Annotated in this window: 1 protein-coding gene; it reads right to left on the minus strand. The window is 72.2% G+C overall.

Annotated features, from left to right (window positions below; all coding sequences use genetic code 11):
- Positions 1-6: 6 nt before the first annotated feature.
- Positions 7-17,007 (minus strand): hypothetical protein, encoded by a 17,001-nt coding sequence (locus tag QFZ27_RS30425; protein WP_429230192.1) that lies wholly within the window; start codon positions 17,005-17,007, stop codon positions 7-9.
- Positions 17,008-17,764 lie beyond the last annotated feature (757 nt).

Consider the following 17,764-nt stretch of genomic DNA (forward strand, 5'->3'; position numbering starts at 1 on the left):
TCGCCCTCAGTTGAAGGTGAAGGAGACGCCGATGCCGCCACCCCAGTCGTCGCCGCTGGTGACGGCCCGGGCGTTCAAGCGGACCCGGCCGGACTCGGCGGTGTAGCCGAGGCCGAGGGCCAGGGCCCCCTGCTCGTGCCACATGCCGCCGCCCATCGCGGCGCTGATCTTGCCCGGACGGGGATCGAACTGCAGCGACGATGCCGCGATGCCGATCGCCGCCCCCTGCCAGGCCTCGCGCCGCGCCTGCTTGATCTTGCCGTTGAGAGAGTCGAAGGCGCCGTTCAGCTGGTCGACATTGACCGCATCCGTGCCGGCCACGCCCGGCGCGACATTGCCGATGACGACCGGCGCGCTCTTGTCCCCGCCCTGCAGCGTGATCCGGTTGCCGATGTTGCCGGAGCTGTCGGTGTCGTACTTCACCGACAGGCTCGACAGGGCCTGCAGCTGGCTCACATTGGCTGCATCGGTCGGGGCCGAGCCGGCGGCGACGTTGGTGACGCGGCGTTCCGCCCCCGACGAGCCGACCGAGACCTCGCCGGTCGCCACCCCGGCGGTGGTAGCGCCCACCACCGGCGTGTAGGCCGCGTCGGAGAGGTTGGCCAGGGTCTTGGAGCCTGCGCCCAGGGCCAGCGAGTTGGCCTTGGTCGCCTGCGCCCCGGCGCCGATCGCGATCGCGTTGTTGGCGGACGCGCTGGCGCCGTTGCCCATCGAGATCGCATTGGCGGCGCTGGCGGTCGAGGCCGGGCCGATGGCCGTGCTGTTGGTGCCGGTGGCCGAGGAGTCCGCCAGGGTCGAGTTGGTGTGGAAGTACTTGATGCCGCCACCGCCGTTGATCGAGTTGTCGACCACCGACGCCAGCGCGAACATCTGCGAGCCGTTGATCGCGTCGGTCGAGGTCGCTGTGATCCGCCCCGCCGCCACGTTGGTGATGGTGCGCTCGGCGCCGACATCGCCCACGCTCACCGTGCTCGTCGGGTTGGCCCCGGCGAAGTTGTCGAGCGTGAAGTTGTTGAACGAGGCGCTGGAGGTACCGACCGCAGCCGCGGTCTTCGAGCCCGCGCCCAGCGCCACGTCGCCGGCATTCGCGCTCGCCTGCGCCCCGTTGCCCATGGCCACGCTGTTCTGGGTCGAGGCCACGGCTGCCGGCCCGACCGCCACGCTGTCCGTCCCGATAGCCTGGCTGTCGGCCAGGGTCGAGTTGGCGTGGAAGTACTTGATGCCGCCGCCGTTGTTGATGTTGGTCAGAGTGCTGTCCACCGCCCCGATGGCGTCGTAGACGGTGGTGTAGCTGCCGCCCTGGACGACGAAGGTGGGCCCGGTGATGGTGCCGTCCGGGTTCACCGTCGAAGTGCCGCCGAGCACGTTGGTGATGCTCTGCGCCGTGCCGAAGAGCTGCGAGCCGTTGATGGCGTCGGTCGAGGTCGAGGACACCACGCCCTTGTCCATATTGTGCAGCCTGACCGGCCCGGAGTCCTTGCCCACCAGGGTCAGGTCGAACGTCGGCGTGCCGCCGTTCGGGGTCGTCGGCGTACCGGCATTGCTGTACTGGACCGGACCGATGCCGCCGTTGCCGACCTGGGTGCCCAGAACATTAATCGCCGAGTTGGTGGCGAAGAGCTGGCTGCCGTTCACCGCGTCGGTCGAGGTGGCCGAGAGGCGGCCCGCCGCGACGTTGGTGATGGTCCGCTCCGCCCCCGGCGCGCCGACGCTGACCGTGCTGGTCGGGGTCGCCCCGGCGAAGCTGTAGTCCTTGCCGGCGATCGTGGTGCCCGCGGTGGCCACCACCGCCGCGGTCGTCGAGCCGGAGCCCAGCGCCACGTCGCCGGCATTGGCCCCGGCCACGGCGCCATGGCCGATGGCGATGCCGTCCTGGGTCGAGGCAACCGCCTCGGGCCCGACCGCCACGCTGTCCGTGCCGACCGCCTGGCTGTCGGCCAGGGTCGAGTTGGCGTGGAAGTACTTGATGCCGGCGCCGTTGTTGATGTTGGTCAGCTGGTTGTTGATGGTCGTCAGGTTGCCGTCCACCGCATCGAAGGCGTCGGTCACCGTGGTGTAGTTGTTGCCCTGGATGTTGTAGGTCGGGCCGGTGATGGTGCCGTCCGGGTTGACCGTCGAGTCGCCGCCGAGATGGGTGACGATGCTCTGGGCCACGCCGTGGAGTTGCGAGCCGTTGATGCCCTCGGTGGAGGTGGAGGACACCTCGCCCGGCGCCAGCCCGGTGATCTTCGTGCCGTTCATGTTGAGGCCGGAGGCGTCGAAGACCTGGCCGCTGGTCAGGGTCAGGCTGTCCGCGGTCAGGGCCGGCGTGGTCGCCACGGTGATGTCCGTGCCGGTCCGGGTGACCGCGATGTTCTGGCCGTTCAGGAACTGCACCGTGCCGCCCGGCGCCACCTTGGTCGCGGTGTCGCCGTTCGCCTGCAGGTTCCAGCCGGCATTGGCGACGTCGCCGATTTCGTTGAGCTGGTTGACGTTCACCGCGTCGGTGCCGCCCACGCCCGGCGCCACATTGGTGATGGTCTTGCCGCCGGCATTGATCCCGGCCGTGGTGATGCTCGGGCCACCGGCGATGGTCAGCCCGTCGGTGGTGATCGAGGTGCCGCCCACCGTCACCGAGTTGAAGCTCGGGTCGGCCACCACGCCGTAGGTGATGGTCGAGCCGGTGCGGCTGACCGTGGTGTTGCTGCCCGCCGCGAAGCTCGCAGTGCCGCCCGGCGCGATGTTCTGGCTGGTCGCCCCGCCATCCGCGCTCAGGTTCCAGCCGGCATTGGCTGCGGTCGCCACGCTCTCGACCGCCTGGTTGGTGGCGAAGAGCTGGGAGCCGTTCACCGCATCGGTGGAGGTACCCGAGAGGCGCCCGGCCGCGACATTGGTGATGGTGCGCTCGGCGCCCGGCGCGCCGACGCTGACCGTGCTGGTCGGCGCCGTGCCCGCGAAGCTGTAGTTCGTGCCGGCGATCGTCGTGCCGGCCGTACCGACCGCCGCCGCGGTCACCGAGCCGGAGCCCAGCGCCACGTCGCCGGCGTTGCCGGCCGAAGCCGCGTCGCCGAAGGCGAGCGAGCCCGCCCCGGCGGCGCTGCTGGCATTGCCGAGCGCAACCGAGCCCTGGCCCGTCGCGATGTTGGCGCTGCCGATGGCCAATGCGCCGGTGCCGTCCGCCGTGTTGTTGGCGCCCAGGCCGACGGCGCCGGTGCCGCTGACGATGTTCGGATCGCCGATCGCCACCGCGCCGTCGCCGCTCACCGTCTGGCCTTCACCGATCGCCACCGCGCCGGTGCCGCCCAGCACCTGGGAGTTGTGGCCGATCGCCACCGAGCCCGTGCCGGCCGCGGCCGCCACCGTGGTGGTGTCGCCGAGCGCCACGGTCGAGGCGGCCAGCGCCTGCGAGCCGTTGCCGACCGCGGTGGCGTTCGCCGCCGTCGCGCTGGCGCCGACACCGGCGGCCAGCGAGTTGGTGCCGGTGGCGCCCCGGTTGTCGTAGTTCGCGCCCTGGGTGCCGCCGTCGTTGACGCTGTAGTAGTGCGTCAGCTTGCCGTCCACATCCGTGATCTGGCTCGCGACGTTGTCGATCGCCTGGTTGGAGGCGAAGAGCTGGCTGCCGTTCACCGCGTCGGTCGAGGTCGCCGAGAGCCGCCCCGCCGCGACATTGGTGATGGTGCGCTCGACGCCGGCGCTGCCGACGCTGACCGTGCTGGCCGGCGAGGTGCCGGCGAAGTTGTAGGTGCCGCCGGCGATCGTCGCGCTGGCGGTGCCCACCGCAGCCGCGGTCACCGAGCCGGAACCCAGGGCCACGTCGCCGGCATTCGTGGCCGAAGCCGCGTCGCCGAAGGCGAGCGAGCCCGCCTCGGTGGCGCTGCTGGCGTTGCCGAGCGCGACTGAACCCTGGCCCCACACATTATTGCCGCTGCCGAGCGCCAGCGCGCCGGGGCCGTTGACGGTGTTGTTGGAGCCCATGCCCACCGCACCGGTGCCGGTCACCGAATTCAAGTTGCCGAGCGCGACCGCGCCGACACCGTCGACGACCTGGCTCTCGCCCATCGCCACCGCGCCGATGCCGCCCTGCACCTGCAAGTTGTTGCCGATCGCAACCGCGCCGCTACCGGCCCCCGCCGCCACGGTGTTGAAAGCGCCGATCGCCACGGTCGCCGCCCCCAACGCCTGAGAGGAGTAGCCGATCGCAACCGCAATATCACCGGCCGTTTTGACATCGTCGCCGAGCGCGACCGAGGAAGCGCCGGTGACGGTGGCGCCCGGACCGATCGCGACCGCGGCGCCGCCTGACGCGCTGGCCTGGTAGCCGATGGCCGTCGACCGCGCCCCCGTGGCGCTGGCTGCCACGCCGGCTGCCAGCGAATTGGTGCCGGTGGCACCGTCGTTGTCGTAGTTGGCGCCCGCCGTGCCACCGTCGTTGACGCTGTAGTAATGCGTCAGCTTGCCGGTGACGTCGGTGATCTGGCTGGCGACGTCGTCGACCGCCGTGTTGGTGGCGAAGAGCTGGCTGCCGTTCACCGCATCGGTGGAAGTGGCGGAGAGCCGCCCCGCCGCGACGTTGGTGATGGTCCGTTCAGCGCCCGGCGCGCCGACGCTGACCGTGCTGGTCGGCGTGGTGCCGGCGAAGGTGTAGGTCGTGCCGGCGATGGTGGTGTTCGCCGTCCCGACCGCCGCCGCCGTCACCGAACCCGAGCCCAGGGCCACCGCGCCGGCATCACCGGCCGTGGCGCCGTTGCCCAGGGCGACCGCGTCCGTTGCCGTGGCGCTGGCTGCGACGCCGGCCGCCAGCGCGTTGGTGCCGGTGGCGCCGTCATTGTCGTAGTTCGCCCCCACCGTGCCGCCGTCGTTGACGCTGTAGTAGTGCGTCAGCTTGCCGGTGATGGTCGTGACCTCGCTGGCGACGCTGTCCACCGCCGTGTTGGTGGCGAAAAGCTGGCTGCCGTTCACCGCGTCGGTGGAGTCGCCCGCGATCCGGCCGGCCGCGACATTGGTGATGGTGCGCTCCGCCCCCGGCGCGCCGACGCTGACCGTGCTGGTCGGCGCCGTGCCGGCGAAGGCGTAGGTGGTGCCGGCGATGGTGGTGCCGGTCGTGCCGACCACGGCCGCCGTCGTCGAGCCCGAACCCAGCGCTACGTCGCCGGCATTCACCCCGGCCGTCGCACCGTGGCCGACCGCGACGCCGTCCGTCACCGAGGCCACCGCCTCCGGACCGGCAGCGGTGCTGTCGGTGCCCGTCGCCTGGCTGTCGGCCAGGGTCGAGGTGGCGTGGAAGTACTTGATGCCGCCCCCGTTGGTGATGTTGTCGACCTTGGTGTTCACCGTGTCGACCGAGGTGTTGGTGGCGAAGAGCTGCGACCCGTTGACCGCATCGGTCGAGGTCGCCGCGATCCGCCCGGCCGCGACGTTGGTGATCGTCCGCTCCGCCCCCGGCGCGCCGACGCTGACCGTGCTGGTCGGCGCCGTGCCGGCGAAGGCGTAGGTCGTGCCGGCGATGGTGATGCTGGCCGTGCCGACCGCAGCCGCGGTGGTCGAGCCCGAGCCGAGGGCGACGTCACCCGCATTGGCACCGGCGGTGGCGCCGTGGCCGACCGCCACGCCGTCCGTCACCGAGGCCACGGCCTCAGGACCGGCGGCGGTGCTGTCGGTGCCCGTCGCCTGGCTGTCGGCCAGGGTCGAGGTGGCGTGGAAGTACTTGATGCCGCCGCCGTTGCTGATGTTGTCGACCTTGGTGTTCACCGTGTCGACCGAGGTGTTGGTGGCGAAGAGCTGCGAGCCGTTCACCGCATCGGTCGAGGTCGCCGCGATCCGCCCCGCCGCCACATTGGTGATGGTCCGCTCGGCCCCCGGTGCGCCGACGCTGACCGTGCTGGCCGGCGTGGTTCCGGCGAAGTTGTAGGTGGTGCCGGCGATCGTCGTGCTGGCCGTGCCAACCGCAGCCGCGGTCGTGCTGCCGGAGCCCAGCGCCACCGCGCCGGCATCGCCGGCCGTCGCGCCGTTGCCCAGGGCGACCGCGTCCGCCGCCGTGGCGCTGGCTGCGACGCCGGCCGCCAGCGAATTGGTGCCGGTGGCGCCGTCATTGTCGTAGTTCGCCCCCACCGTGCCGCCGTCGTTGACGCTGTAGTAGTGCGTCAGCTTGCCGGTGATGGTCGTGACTTCGCTGGCGACGCTGTCCACCGCCGTGTTGGTGGCGAAGAGCTGGCTGCCGTTCACCGCATCGGTGGAGTCGCCCGCGATCCGGCCGGCCGCGACATTGGTGATGGTCCGCTCAGCCCCCGGCGCACCAACGCTGACCGTGCTGGTCGGCGCCGTGCCGGCGAAGGCGTAGGTGGTGCCGGCGATGGTGGTGCTCGCCGTGCCGACCACAGCCGCCGTCGTCGAGCCCGAACCCAGTGCCACGTCGCCCGCATTGGCGCCGGCGGTGGCGCCGTGGCCGACCGCCACGCCGTCCGTCACCGAGGCCACGGCCTCAGGACCGGCGGCGGTGCTGTCCGTCCCCGTCGCCTGGCTGTCCGCCAGGGTCGAGGTGGCGTGGAAGTACTTGATGCCGCCGCCGTTGCTGATGTTGTCGACCTTGGTGTTCAGCGTGTCCACCGAGGTGTTGGTGGCGAAGAGCTGGCTGCCATTCACCGCATCGGTGGAGTCGATGGCGATCCGCCCGGCCGCGACGTTGGTGATCGTCCGCTCCGCCCCCGGCGCGCCGACGCTGACCGTGCTGGTCGGCGCCGTGCCGGCGAAATTGTACGTCGTCCCGGCGATGGTGGTGCTGGCCGTGCCGACCGCCGCCGTGGTGATGCTGCCGGAACCGAGCGCAACGTCGCCCGCATTCGCCCCCGCAGTCGCGCCATGGCCGAGCGCGATTGCGTCGGCAGTCCCGGCGCTCGCCGTGTCGCCCAGGGCAATGGCAGACGGAGCGTTGGCGACCTTCGCCCCCCAGCCGATCGCAACGCCGTTGGTCGACGCCGCGTCGACGGCAAGCCCGGTGTTCGCTCCGATCGCGACGCTGCCGTCAGCCTCGGCCGTGATCTGGTTGCCGAGTGCAGTCGCGTTGACGCCCGTCGCCTGGCTCAGATAGCCCAGCGCCGTGCTCTCCAGGCCGCTCGCATTGGACTGGTACCCGATGGCGACCGCCTGGCCTCCGCTCGCGGTGGCCGCGATGCCGGCGGCCATCGCATTGGCGCCGGTCGCGCCGTCGTTGATGTAGTTCGCGCCGGGCGTGCCGCCGTCGTTCACGCTGTAGTAGTGGACGGGGTTGCTGGCGGCGATCGCCTCGACCGCCTGGTTGGTGGCGTAGAGCTGGCTGCCGTTGATGGCGTCGGTCGAGTCGATCGCGATCCGCCCGGCCGCGACATTGGTGATGGTCCGCTCATTGCCGGCGCTGCCGACGCTGACCGTGCTGGTCGGCGTCGTGCCGGCGAAGTTGTAGGTGGTGCCGCCGATCGTGGTGCTGGCGGTGCCGATCGCAGCCGCCGTCACCGAGCCGGAGCCCAGCGCCACGTCCTTGGCATTGATGGCCGAGGCCGCGTCGCCGAAGGCGAGCGAGCCCGCGCCCGCCGCGCTGCTGGCGTTGCCGAGCGCGACCGAGCCCTGGCCCGTCGCGGTGTTGCCGCTGCCCAGCGCCAGCGCGCCGGTGCCGTTGACCGTGTTGTTGGCGCCCAGGCCGACGGCGCCGGTGCCGGTGACGGTGTTCGGATCGCCGATCGCAACCGCGCCGTCGCCGTTCACCACCTGGCCCTGGCCGATCGCCACCGCCCCGGCGCCGCCCAGCACCTGCGAGCTGGCGCCGATCGCCACCGAGCCCGGGCCGGCCGCGGCCGCGACCGTGTTGTTGAAGCCGAGTGCCGTGGTCGAGTCGGCAAGGGCGTTGCTGTTGGTGCCGATCGCCACGGCGGTGGCGCCGCTCGCGACGGTATTGGTGCCGACCGCGACCGCCCAGCTGTTCGACGCATTGGAGTTGAGGCCCAGGGCGACGGCGCTTTCCGCACTCGCCGTGGCCAGGACGCCGACCGCAGTGGCGTTCGCCGCCGTGGCCGAGGCGCCGATGCCCGCCGCCAGCGAATTGAGGCCGGTGGCGCCGTCATTGTTATAGTTCGCGCCGGCCGTGCCGCCGTCGTTGACGCTGTAGTAGTGCGTCAGCTTGCCGGTGACGTCGGTGATCTGGCTGGCGACGTCGTCGACCGCCGTGTTGGTGGCGAAGAGCTGCGAGCCGTTGATGGCATCGGTCGAGTCGGCCGCGATCCGGCCGGCCGCGACGTTGGTGATGGTCCGCTCGGCCCCTGCCGCGCCGATGCTGACCGTGCTGGCCGGCGCCGTTCCGGCGAAGGTGTAGGTCGTCCCGGCAATGGTGGTGCTGGCCGTGCCGACCGCCGCCGCCGTCACCGAGCCTGTGCCCAGCGCCACTGCGCCGGCATCGCCGGCCGTGGCGCCGTTGCCCAGGGCGAGCGCATCCGCCGCCGAGGCGTTGGCGAGGACGCCGACCGCCGTGGCGTGGTCTGCCGTCGCGCTGGAGGCCAGGCCGACGGCCGTCGACCAGGTCGCGGTCGCGCTGCTGTTGCCGCCGAGCGCCGTGCCGCCGGCCCCCGTGGCCGTCGCGGAACCGCCGATCGCGGTCGCCTCGAAGGAGGTGAACCCGCCCGGAAGCACCGTGCCGGCGGCGCCGCTCGCAGTCGCGCCCGGGCCGATGGCGATCGGAGAGCCGTCGCCGGCCGTCACGATGGCCTTGGCCCCGGTTCCCAGGGCCATGCCCGCGCCGCTGCCGCCGCCGGTGGCCGTCGCCCCGCTGCCGAGGGCGACGGTGGTCCCGCCCGTCGCGGCGGCGTTGTTGCCGACCGCCGTCGACGGGCCGCCCGAGGCCACGGCGCCGATGCCGGCCGCCAGGGCGCCCGCGCTGGTCGCGCCGTCATTGTTGAAGTTTCCGCCCGCCGTGCCGCCGTCGTTGACGCTGTAATAGTGCGTCAGCTTGCCGGTGACGTCGGTGATCTGGCTGGCGACGTCGTCGACCGCCGTGTTGGTGGCGAAGAGCTGCGAGCCGTTGATGGCATCGGTCGAGTCGGCCGCGATCCGGCCGGCCGCGACGTTGGTGATGGTCCGCTCCGCCCCCGGCGCGCCGACGCTGACCGTGCTGGTCGGCGCCGTTCCGGCGAAGGTGTAGGTCGTCCCGGCAATGGTGGTGCTGGCCGTGCCGACCGCCGCCGCCGTCACCGAGCCCGAGCCCAGCGCCACGTCGTCGGCATTGGTCGCCGAGGCCGCGTCGCCGAAGGCGAGCGAGCCCGCCCCAGCCGCGCTGCTGGCGTTACCAAGCGCCACTGAACCCTGGCCCGTGGCGGTGTTGGTGTTGCCCAGCGCCAGCGCGCCGGTGCCGGTGGCGGTATTGTTGGCGCCCATGCCCACGGCGCCGGTGCCGGTGACGGTGTTCGGATCGCCGATCGCAACCGCGCCGTCGCCGTTCACCACCTGACCTTGGCCGATCGCCACGGCACCGGTGCCGCCGTTCACCGTCGAGTTGGCGCCGATCGCCACCGAGCCCGGACCGGCCGCGGCCGCGACCGTGTTGTTGAAGCCGAGTGCCGTGGTCGAGTCGGCAAGGGCGTTGCTGTTGGTGCCGATCGCCACGGCGGTGGCGCCGCTCGCGACGGTATTGGTGCCGATCGCGACCGCCCAGCTGTTCGACGCATTGGAGTTGAGGCCCAGGGCGACGGCGCTTTCCGCACTCGCCGTGGCCAGGACGCCGACCGCCGTCGCGTTCGCCGCCGTCGCGTTGGCGAGAACGCCCATGGCCGTGGTGCGATCCGCCGACGCCGTGCTGTTCAGGCCGACGGCGGTGGACCAGGTGCCGGTCGCAGCGGCGTTGGGGCCGAGGGCCGAGCCGCCCTGCCCGGTCGCCTTCGCGGAGTTCCCCAGCGCCACCGCCTCGAAAGAGGTGAAGCCGCCTGGAAGCGCCGTGCCGGCAGCACCGCTCGCAGTGGACGCGATGCCGATGGCGATCGGCGAACCGTCGCCGCCCGTGACGACGGCCTGGGCGAGAGACCCCAGGGCCATGGCTCCGCCTCCGCCACCGCTGATGGCCTTTGCCCCATTGCCGACCGCGATCGTGGTCCCGCCCGACGCGTTGGCCTGATAGCCGACCGCGACCGACCCCGCGCCCGATGCCGTGGCCGCGATCCCGGCCGCCATCGCATTGGCGCCGGTGGCGCCGTCATTGATGTAGTTCGGCCCGTGCGCGCCGCCGTCGTTGACGCTGTAGTAGTGGACGGGGTTGCTGGCGGCGATCGCCTCGACCGCCTGGTTGGTGGCGTAGAGCTGGCTGCCGTTGATGGCGTCGGTCGAGTCGATCGCGATCCGGCCCGCCGCGACATTGGTGATGGTGCGCTCGTTGCCGGCGCTGCCGACGCTGACGGTGCTGGTCGGGGCGGCGCCGGCGAAGTTGAAGGTGGTGCCGCCGATCGTGGTGCTGGCCGTGCCGACCGCAGCCGCCGTCACCGAGCCGGAGCCCAGCGCCACGTCCTTGGCGTTGGTCGCCGAGGCCGCGTCGCCGAAGGCGAGCGAGCCCGCCCCGGTGGCGCTGCTGGCGTTGCCGAGCGCGACCGAGCCCTGGCCCGTCGCGGTGTTGGTGTTGCCCAGCGCCAGCGCGCCGGTGCCGTTGACCGTGTTGTTGGCGCCCATGCCGACGGCGCCGGTGCCGGTCACCGAGTTCGGATCGCCGATCGCGACCGCGCCGTCGCCGTTCACCACCTGGCCCTGGCCGATCGCCACCGCCCCGGTGCCGCCCAGCACCTGCGAGCTGGTGCCGATCGCGACCGAGCCCGGGCCGGCCCCGGCCGCCACCGTGCTGGCTTCGCCCAAGGCCACGGTCGAGCGGGCAAGAGCCTGGGTGTTGGTGCCGATCGAGATAGCGGTCTCTTCACTCGCGATCGCATTGGTGCCGATCGCGGTCGCCCAGGAGTTCGAGGCGTTGGCGTTGGTGCCCAGAGCGATCGCGGAACTCGCGGTCGCACTGGCGGCATTGCCCATGGCGATGGCGCTGTCTGCCGACGCATTGGCCAATGCGCCGATCGCCACCGACAAGGTGCCGGAAGCGGCGCTCGCATTGCCCAGGGCAATGGCGGAGTCGGCGCTTGCGTTGGTTCCGACGCCCATGGCCAGGGCGTTGAGGCCGCTCGCCTGACTGATCCGGCCGACCGCGATGCTGCTGCCGCCGGTCGCCAGCGCCCCGTTGCCGATGGCCGTGGCGCTCGCGGTGGTGGCGTTGGCACCGGGACCGACAGCCGTGGCGAACTCCCCGGACGCGCCGGCGAACTCGCCGAGCGCCAGGCTGTTGGTGGCGCTGGCATTGGCGAAGGCACCCACCGCCGTGGAGCCGCTGACCCCCGATGCCGAGGCGTTGACGCCGATCGCGGTGCTGCTGACGGCCGAAGCGTTGGCGCCGGTGCCGAGCGCAATGGCATCGCCGCCCGACGCGTTCGCCTGATAGCCCTGCGCCACGGCCTGATCGCCGGATGCGGTGGCCGCGATGCCGGCCGCCATCGAATTGGCGCCGGTGGCGCCGTCATTGCCGTAGTTCGCGCCGTGTGTGCCGCCGTCGTTCACGCTGTAGTAATGGACAGCCGCGCCCGCAATGCTGGATTCCAGCGCCTGGTTGGTGGCGAAGAGCTGGCTGCCGTTGATGGCATCCGTCGAGGTGGCGTCGATCCGCCCGGCCGCGACGTTGGTGATGGTGCGCTCGGCACCCGGGGCGCCGACGCTGACCGTGCTGCCCGGCGTGGTCCCGGCGAAGTTGTAGGTGGTGCCGCCGATCACCGTGCTGGCGGTGCCGACCGCGGCCGCCGTCACCGAGCCCGAGCCCAGCGCCACCGCGCCCGCCTGGCCGGCCGTGGCGCCGGCGCCCAGCGCCAGCGATTGCGCCGCCGACGCGGCGCTGGCCCCGCCCAGGGCGATGGCGTCGTCCGCCGTCGCATTGGCCTGTGCGGTGCCGTTGGCGCCGATCGCGATCGAGCCGGCGCCGGTGGACTGGACGGTGTCGCCGATGGCGATGGCGCGGGCCCCGGACGCGTTGGTGCCGGTGCCGATCGCGATGGAGGCGTGGTCGCCCGCATTGGCGTTGATGCCGGCCGCCACCGAGAACTCGCCGGCGGCATTGGCGTTGGTGCCGACCGCGGTCGCGCCGCCATTGGTTCCCGCGGCGACGGCGCCGCTGCCGAGCGCGGTGCCGTTCACGGCCGAGACCGTGGCGGAGGCGCCGACCGCCGTGGCGTTTGCCGTAGTGGCGGTGGCCGCGTTGCCGACCGCGATCGCATTCTCCGCCGACGCGTTGGCGTGCAGGCCGACCGCCGTGGAGGCCAGCCCCGATGCAGAGGCTTGGAAGCCGGTCGCGAGTGCGAACTGGCCCGAGGCGACACTTCCCGCGCCGAGGGCCTGGGCCTGTTGGGCCGCCGCATTGGCATTCTGGCCGAAGGCCGTGGCCCAATCGCCATTGGCCTTCGCGCCCGTGCCGATCGCGGTCGTGAACGACCCGGTGGCGTTGGCGTTCAGGCCGACCGCGATCGCGCCGCCCGACGGCCCCGTGGCAATGGCGCTGGTGCCTACGGCGATGCTGTCCGCCGCCGATGCGGTGGCCGCGTTGCCCATCGCGATCGCGTTCTGGGCCGAGGCGTTGGCGTGCAGGCCGGTCGCCGTGGACGCCACCCCGGTCGCGATGGCCTGGAAGCCGGTCGCGGTCGCGAACTGGGCGGTGGCGAGGCTGCCGGCGCCGAGGGCCGTGGCCTGCTGGACCGCCGCATTGGCGTTCTGGCCGAGGGCCGTCGCCCAGTCGCCGGTCGCCTTCGTGGTCGTGCCGACCGCGGTCGAATAGGCTCCGGTGGCCGAAGCCCCGGGGCCGGCCGCGATGGAATCGAGCCCGGTCGCGCCGTTGTTGGTGTAGTTCGGCTTCTGCACCCCGCCGTCGTTCACGCTGTAATAGTGCAGCGGCGTGCTGGCGGCGATGGCCGAGATCGCCTGGTTGGTGGCGAAGAGCTGGCTGCCGTTGATGGCGTCGGTCGAGTCGAGCGCGATCCGGCCGGCCGCGACATTGGTGATGGTACGCTCGGCCCCGGCGGCGCCGACGCTGACCGTGCTGGTCGCCCCCGTGCCGGCGAAATTGTAGGTGGTGCCGCCGATCACCGTGCTGGGCGTGTTGACCACCGCCGCGGTCACCGAGCCCGAGCCCAGCGCCACATCCTTGGCATTGACCGCCGAAGCCGCGTCGCCGAAGGCGAGCGAGCCGGCGCCCGCGGCGCTGCTGGCATTGCCGAGCGCGACCGAGCCCTGGCCGGTCGCGGTGTTGCCGCTGCCGAGACCGACCGCGCCGGTGCCGTTGACCGTGTTGTTGGCGCCCAGGCCGACGGCGCCGGTGCCGGTCACCGAGTTCGGGTCACCGATCGCCACCGCGCCGTCGCCGCTGACGACCTGGCCCTCACCGATCGCCACCGCGCCGGTGCCGCCGTTCACCGTCGAGTTGTGGCCGATCGCCACCGAGCCGGGGCCGGCCGCCGCCGCCACGGTGTTGGTGTCGCCCAGCGCCACGGTCGAGGCTGCCAGCGCCTGCGAGCTGTTGCCGATGGCGGCCGCATTGTCACCGTTGGCCTGAGCCTGGCGGCCCAAGGCCGTGGCGCGGAGGCCGGTCGCGTTCGCCCCCGCCCCGAAGGCCGCGCTGCCATCCCCGTTGGTGACCGCGGCATTTCCCACCGCGGTGGAGTTGACGCCGGTCGCGTTGGTCTGGTTCCCCAGGGCTGTGGCGCCATCGGACGCGGCGACGGACGCATTCCCGAGTGCGGTCGAAAACAGCCCGGCGGCATTGGACTGCAGGCCACCCGCGAATGAACCGGCGCCGGCGGCATTGGCAAGAATGCCCACGGCGGTGGCGTTCGCCGCGGTCGCCTGGGCGGCGCGGCCGACGGCCGTCGTGAAATCCTGTGAGGCGATGGCGCCGCCGCCGAGGGCCAGGGAACTGGCGCCACTGGCGTTGGCGCTGACCCCGAGAGCGCCCGACGCCGAGCCGGACGCAACCGATCCGGCGCCAACCGCCGTCGAATTGAGACCCGTTGCGTTGGCCTGGAAGCCCAGCGCCGAGGCCGCTTGCGCCGTCGCATGCGAGTTCGGGCCGATCGCCGCGGCGTTCGCGTCCGTGGCCTGCGCGCCGGGGCCGACCGCCGTGGCGAGTTGGGCGCCCGCGTTGGAGAAGACGCCGAGCGCCAGGCTGTTGGTGGCGCTGGCATTAGCGCCGGCGCCGACGGCGGTCGAGCCGCTCGCTCCCCCCGCCGCGGCTGTCGCGCCGATCGCGATCGACTGGCTGGCCGAGGCATTCGTCGAGTCACCGAACGCAACGGCCTGGTTCCCGCTGGCATTGGACTGGAAGCCGACCGCCGACGCGTTCGTGCCCGATGCGGTCGCCGCCACGCCGGCCGCCATCGAGTTGATGCCGGTGGCACCGCCGTTGCCGTAGTTCGCCTTCTGGGTGCCGCCGTCGTTCACGCTGTAATAGTGCACGGCCGCACCGGCCACGACGCCCTGGATCGCCTGGTTGGAGGCGAAGAGCTGGCTGCCGTTGATGGCGTCGGTCGAGGTCGCGGAGATCCGGCCGGCCGCGACATTGGTGATGGTGCGCTCGGCGCCCGGGGCGCCGACGCTGACCGTGCTGCCCGGCGTCGTGCCGGCGAAATTGTAGGTGGTGCCGCCGATGACCGTGCTGGCGGTGCCGACCGCCGCCGCCGTCACCGAGCCCGAGCCCAGTGCCACCGAACCAGCCTGGCCGGCCGTGGCGCCGTTGCCGAGCGCGATCGCGTTGTTCGCGCCGGCCGCCGACGCGTTGCCCAAGGCGATGGTGCTGGTACCGGTGGCGTTGGCGGCGTTGCCCAGCGCCACGGCGCTGAGCCCGTTGGCGATGTTGGTGTTGCCGAGCGCAACGGCGCCGTCGCCGGTCGCCGCATTGTTCGCGCCCATACCCACGGCACCGGTGCCGCTGACGGTGTTCGGGTCGCCGATCGCGACCGCGCCGTTGCCGGTGACGACCTGGCCTTCGCCGATCGCCACCGCGCCGGTGCCGCCGTTCACCGTCGAGTTGTGGCCGATCGCGACCGAGCCGGGGCCGGCCGCCGCCGCCACGGTGTTGGTGTCGCCCAGCGCCACGCTCGAGGCGGCCAGTGCCTGCGAGGCGTCGCCGATCGCCGTGGCGCTCGCGGCCGTGGCGTTGGCCGTGGTGCCGATGGCGATGGAATCCAGGCCTGCGGCATTGGCCAGACGTCCCCCGGCGAAGGCATTGCTCGCCCCCGTCGTGGAGCCGGCACCGATCGCCGTGGAATTCCCTCCCGTGGCATTGGCGAAGGAGCCCACGGCTATGGCGCCGGCTGCCGCGGCATTGGACGCAGCGCCAGCCGCGACCGTATTGACGCCCCTCGCGGCCGCGCCGGTGCCCGCGGCGAGCGAACCAGCACCGCTGGCGCTCGCGTTGACGCCCGCGGCCGTCGAGCTCGCACCCGAGGCATTGGCGAAAGCGCCCACGGCCGCGGCGTTCAGACCGCCCGCCACGGCGCCTGCCCCGGACGCGGTCGCGTTGTCGGCAAGCGCGGCGGCGTTGTTGCCGACCGCGGTGGAGGAAACGCCCGTGCCCTGGGCCCCCGACCCCGACGCGACCGAGCCGACTCCGCTCGACACAGCCCCGTTGCCCGTGGCCAGCGAGAAGTTGCCGGCCGCATTGGCGGTGGGGCCGACCGCGACGGCGCCCTGGCCCGCGGCGCTGGAGTTCACCCCAAATGCCATTGCGCGAGCAGCGGTCGCGGCCGATTGGCGGCCCATGGCCAGCGCGTCCACCGCAGAGGCCGTCACATCGGTGCCGATGCCGATGGCGCTCTCCGCCGTCGCCCCGGTCCCCGCGACGGTGCGCGCGCCGAGATAGATCGAGTTCACGGCGGTCGAAACCGACTGCCAGCCGATCGCAATCGAGCTGTTGTTGGTCGCGGTGGCCGACAGCCCCATGGCCACCGACGCAAGGCCGCTGGCGGTGGCCGCAGACCCGACCGCGACGGAATTTTCGGCGGTCGATTGTGCACGATATCCCAGCGCCATCGCCTGAATGCCGACCGCATTGGCCGTTGTGCCCATGGCAATGGAACGCACGCCTGCGGCATTGGCCGCAGCACCGAGGCCGACGGAACTATCGCCGGCCGATTGCGTGTTGAATCCCAGCGCCGTGGAGTTGTTGCCGCTGGCGAATGCCCCTGGGCCGAAGGCCGATGCGCTGGCGGCGGTCGCCCTGGCGCTGGCGCCTGCGGCGATCGAATTGCCGCCGGTGGCGCGCGAACTGACGCCCAACGCCGTCCCATTCCCCCCGGAGGCGATGGCATTGTTGCCAAGGCCGATTGAACTGACGCCGCTGGCTATGGAGTTCACGCCGAAGGCGGAGGCTCCGTCCGCGATGGCTTGGGCGTTTCCGCCCAGGGCGAGGGCGTTGACGCCGGTCGCGTTCGAAAAGACGCCGATACCGATCGCGTTGAGGCCATTGGCGAGATTCGAATAGCCGATCGCGATCGTACCATCGCCGGTGGCGCGGGTGGCGGTGCCCAGCGCCGTGGAGTTGTTGCCGGTCGCCACGGCGTTGTTGCCGATGGCGGTCGGGTTGCCGCCGCTGCCGCTGCTGCCGGGGCCGAAGATGGCCTGCGCGAAGGCCTGGGTCGGCAGCTGCGCCACCAGCGTCGCCAGCGAAACGGCGGCGTAGAGCCCCCTGGCCCGGCGCAGCACCCCGAACAGGGTGGCCGGCGCCGCCGCGGCGCCGTCGACCGCGAGGGTGGCGCCGCCGACGGCGCCGCCGGTGCCGAGGGCCCCGAGACCCAGCCGGTCCCGCTTCATGCCGAGCGCGCGATGCGCCAGGCGCAGCGCCGCCATCAGGCGCCGCCGCAGGGACTTGCTGGGCTGGTCGGCACCGGCGACCCAGTTGCTGGCGAAATGGGAGGAATGACGCCGGACGCTGTGCTTGATCTGGGTGTCGCTCATGATGTCACTCCCCGCTGAAATGCCAGTCTGAAACTCGTGCGCCGCCGGTACGCCCGGCAGCTGATGGATGAGGGAATCAGGTTTGGGCTGCGGATCCGGCGGCCGGCCGTCCGGCCCGTCGGAAAACGCATCGCCGGCGGGCCCGTTCGGCTCCGCCGCTTCGATATCCAGGGACCGATCATCCGATCGATTCATCCCACCCCTCCCCCGCATGACCTGCCGGCACAGGCCGGCCGCAGCACCGATCCACACCAACCGCACAGGATTGGTCAGGACCGGCGTCCTTCCTGGTCGCCGGACCGAAGACAATCGAAGTAAAAGCCCAGTCTCTCTTTGCCGATCGGCGCTCTCTGGACGGCCTTGTTGCTTCGATCTTGTCCGACAACCGAACGGGCCAAGAATTCCTCACGGCTCCGATGCCGTCACTCCGCTGGGCGTCCCAATAATTGGCATGGCGTCCCATTCGTGGCTTCGGCGCCGTCCCTGTGTCCCGACCGCAACAAGCCCCTGCAATTTGAGGGAAATCCGGGCGAGGCGGGCGTGTCCTCCGAGCGCTATCAAATTGCCTCTCCCGCTTGCGGGAGAGGTCGGGCTCGCACAGCGAGACCGGGTGAGGGCGGCTCGGCCGCGACACCAGGATCAGCGTTTCAGGATGGGGGATCACGCGCTCGCTCTTGGCAGAGCTGTGCTTTCGGCGAGGCCGCTATCCCCTCACCCGGACATCCTTCGGATGTCCGACCTCTCCCGCAAACGGGAG

Source organism: Inquilinus ginsengisoli (assembly GCF_050434925.1).
Taxonomy (GTDB): domain Bacteria; phylum Pseudomonadota; class Alphaproteobacteria; order DSM-16000; family Inquilinaceae; genus Inquilinus; species Inquilinus ginsengisoli_B.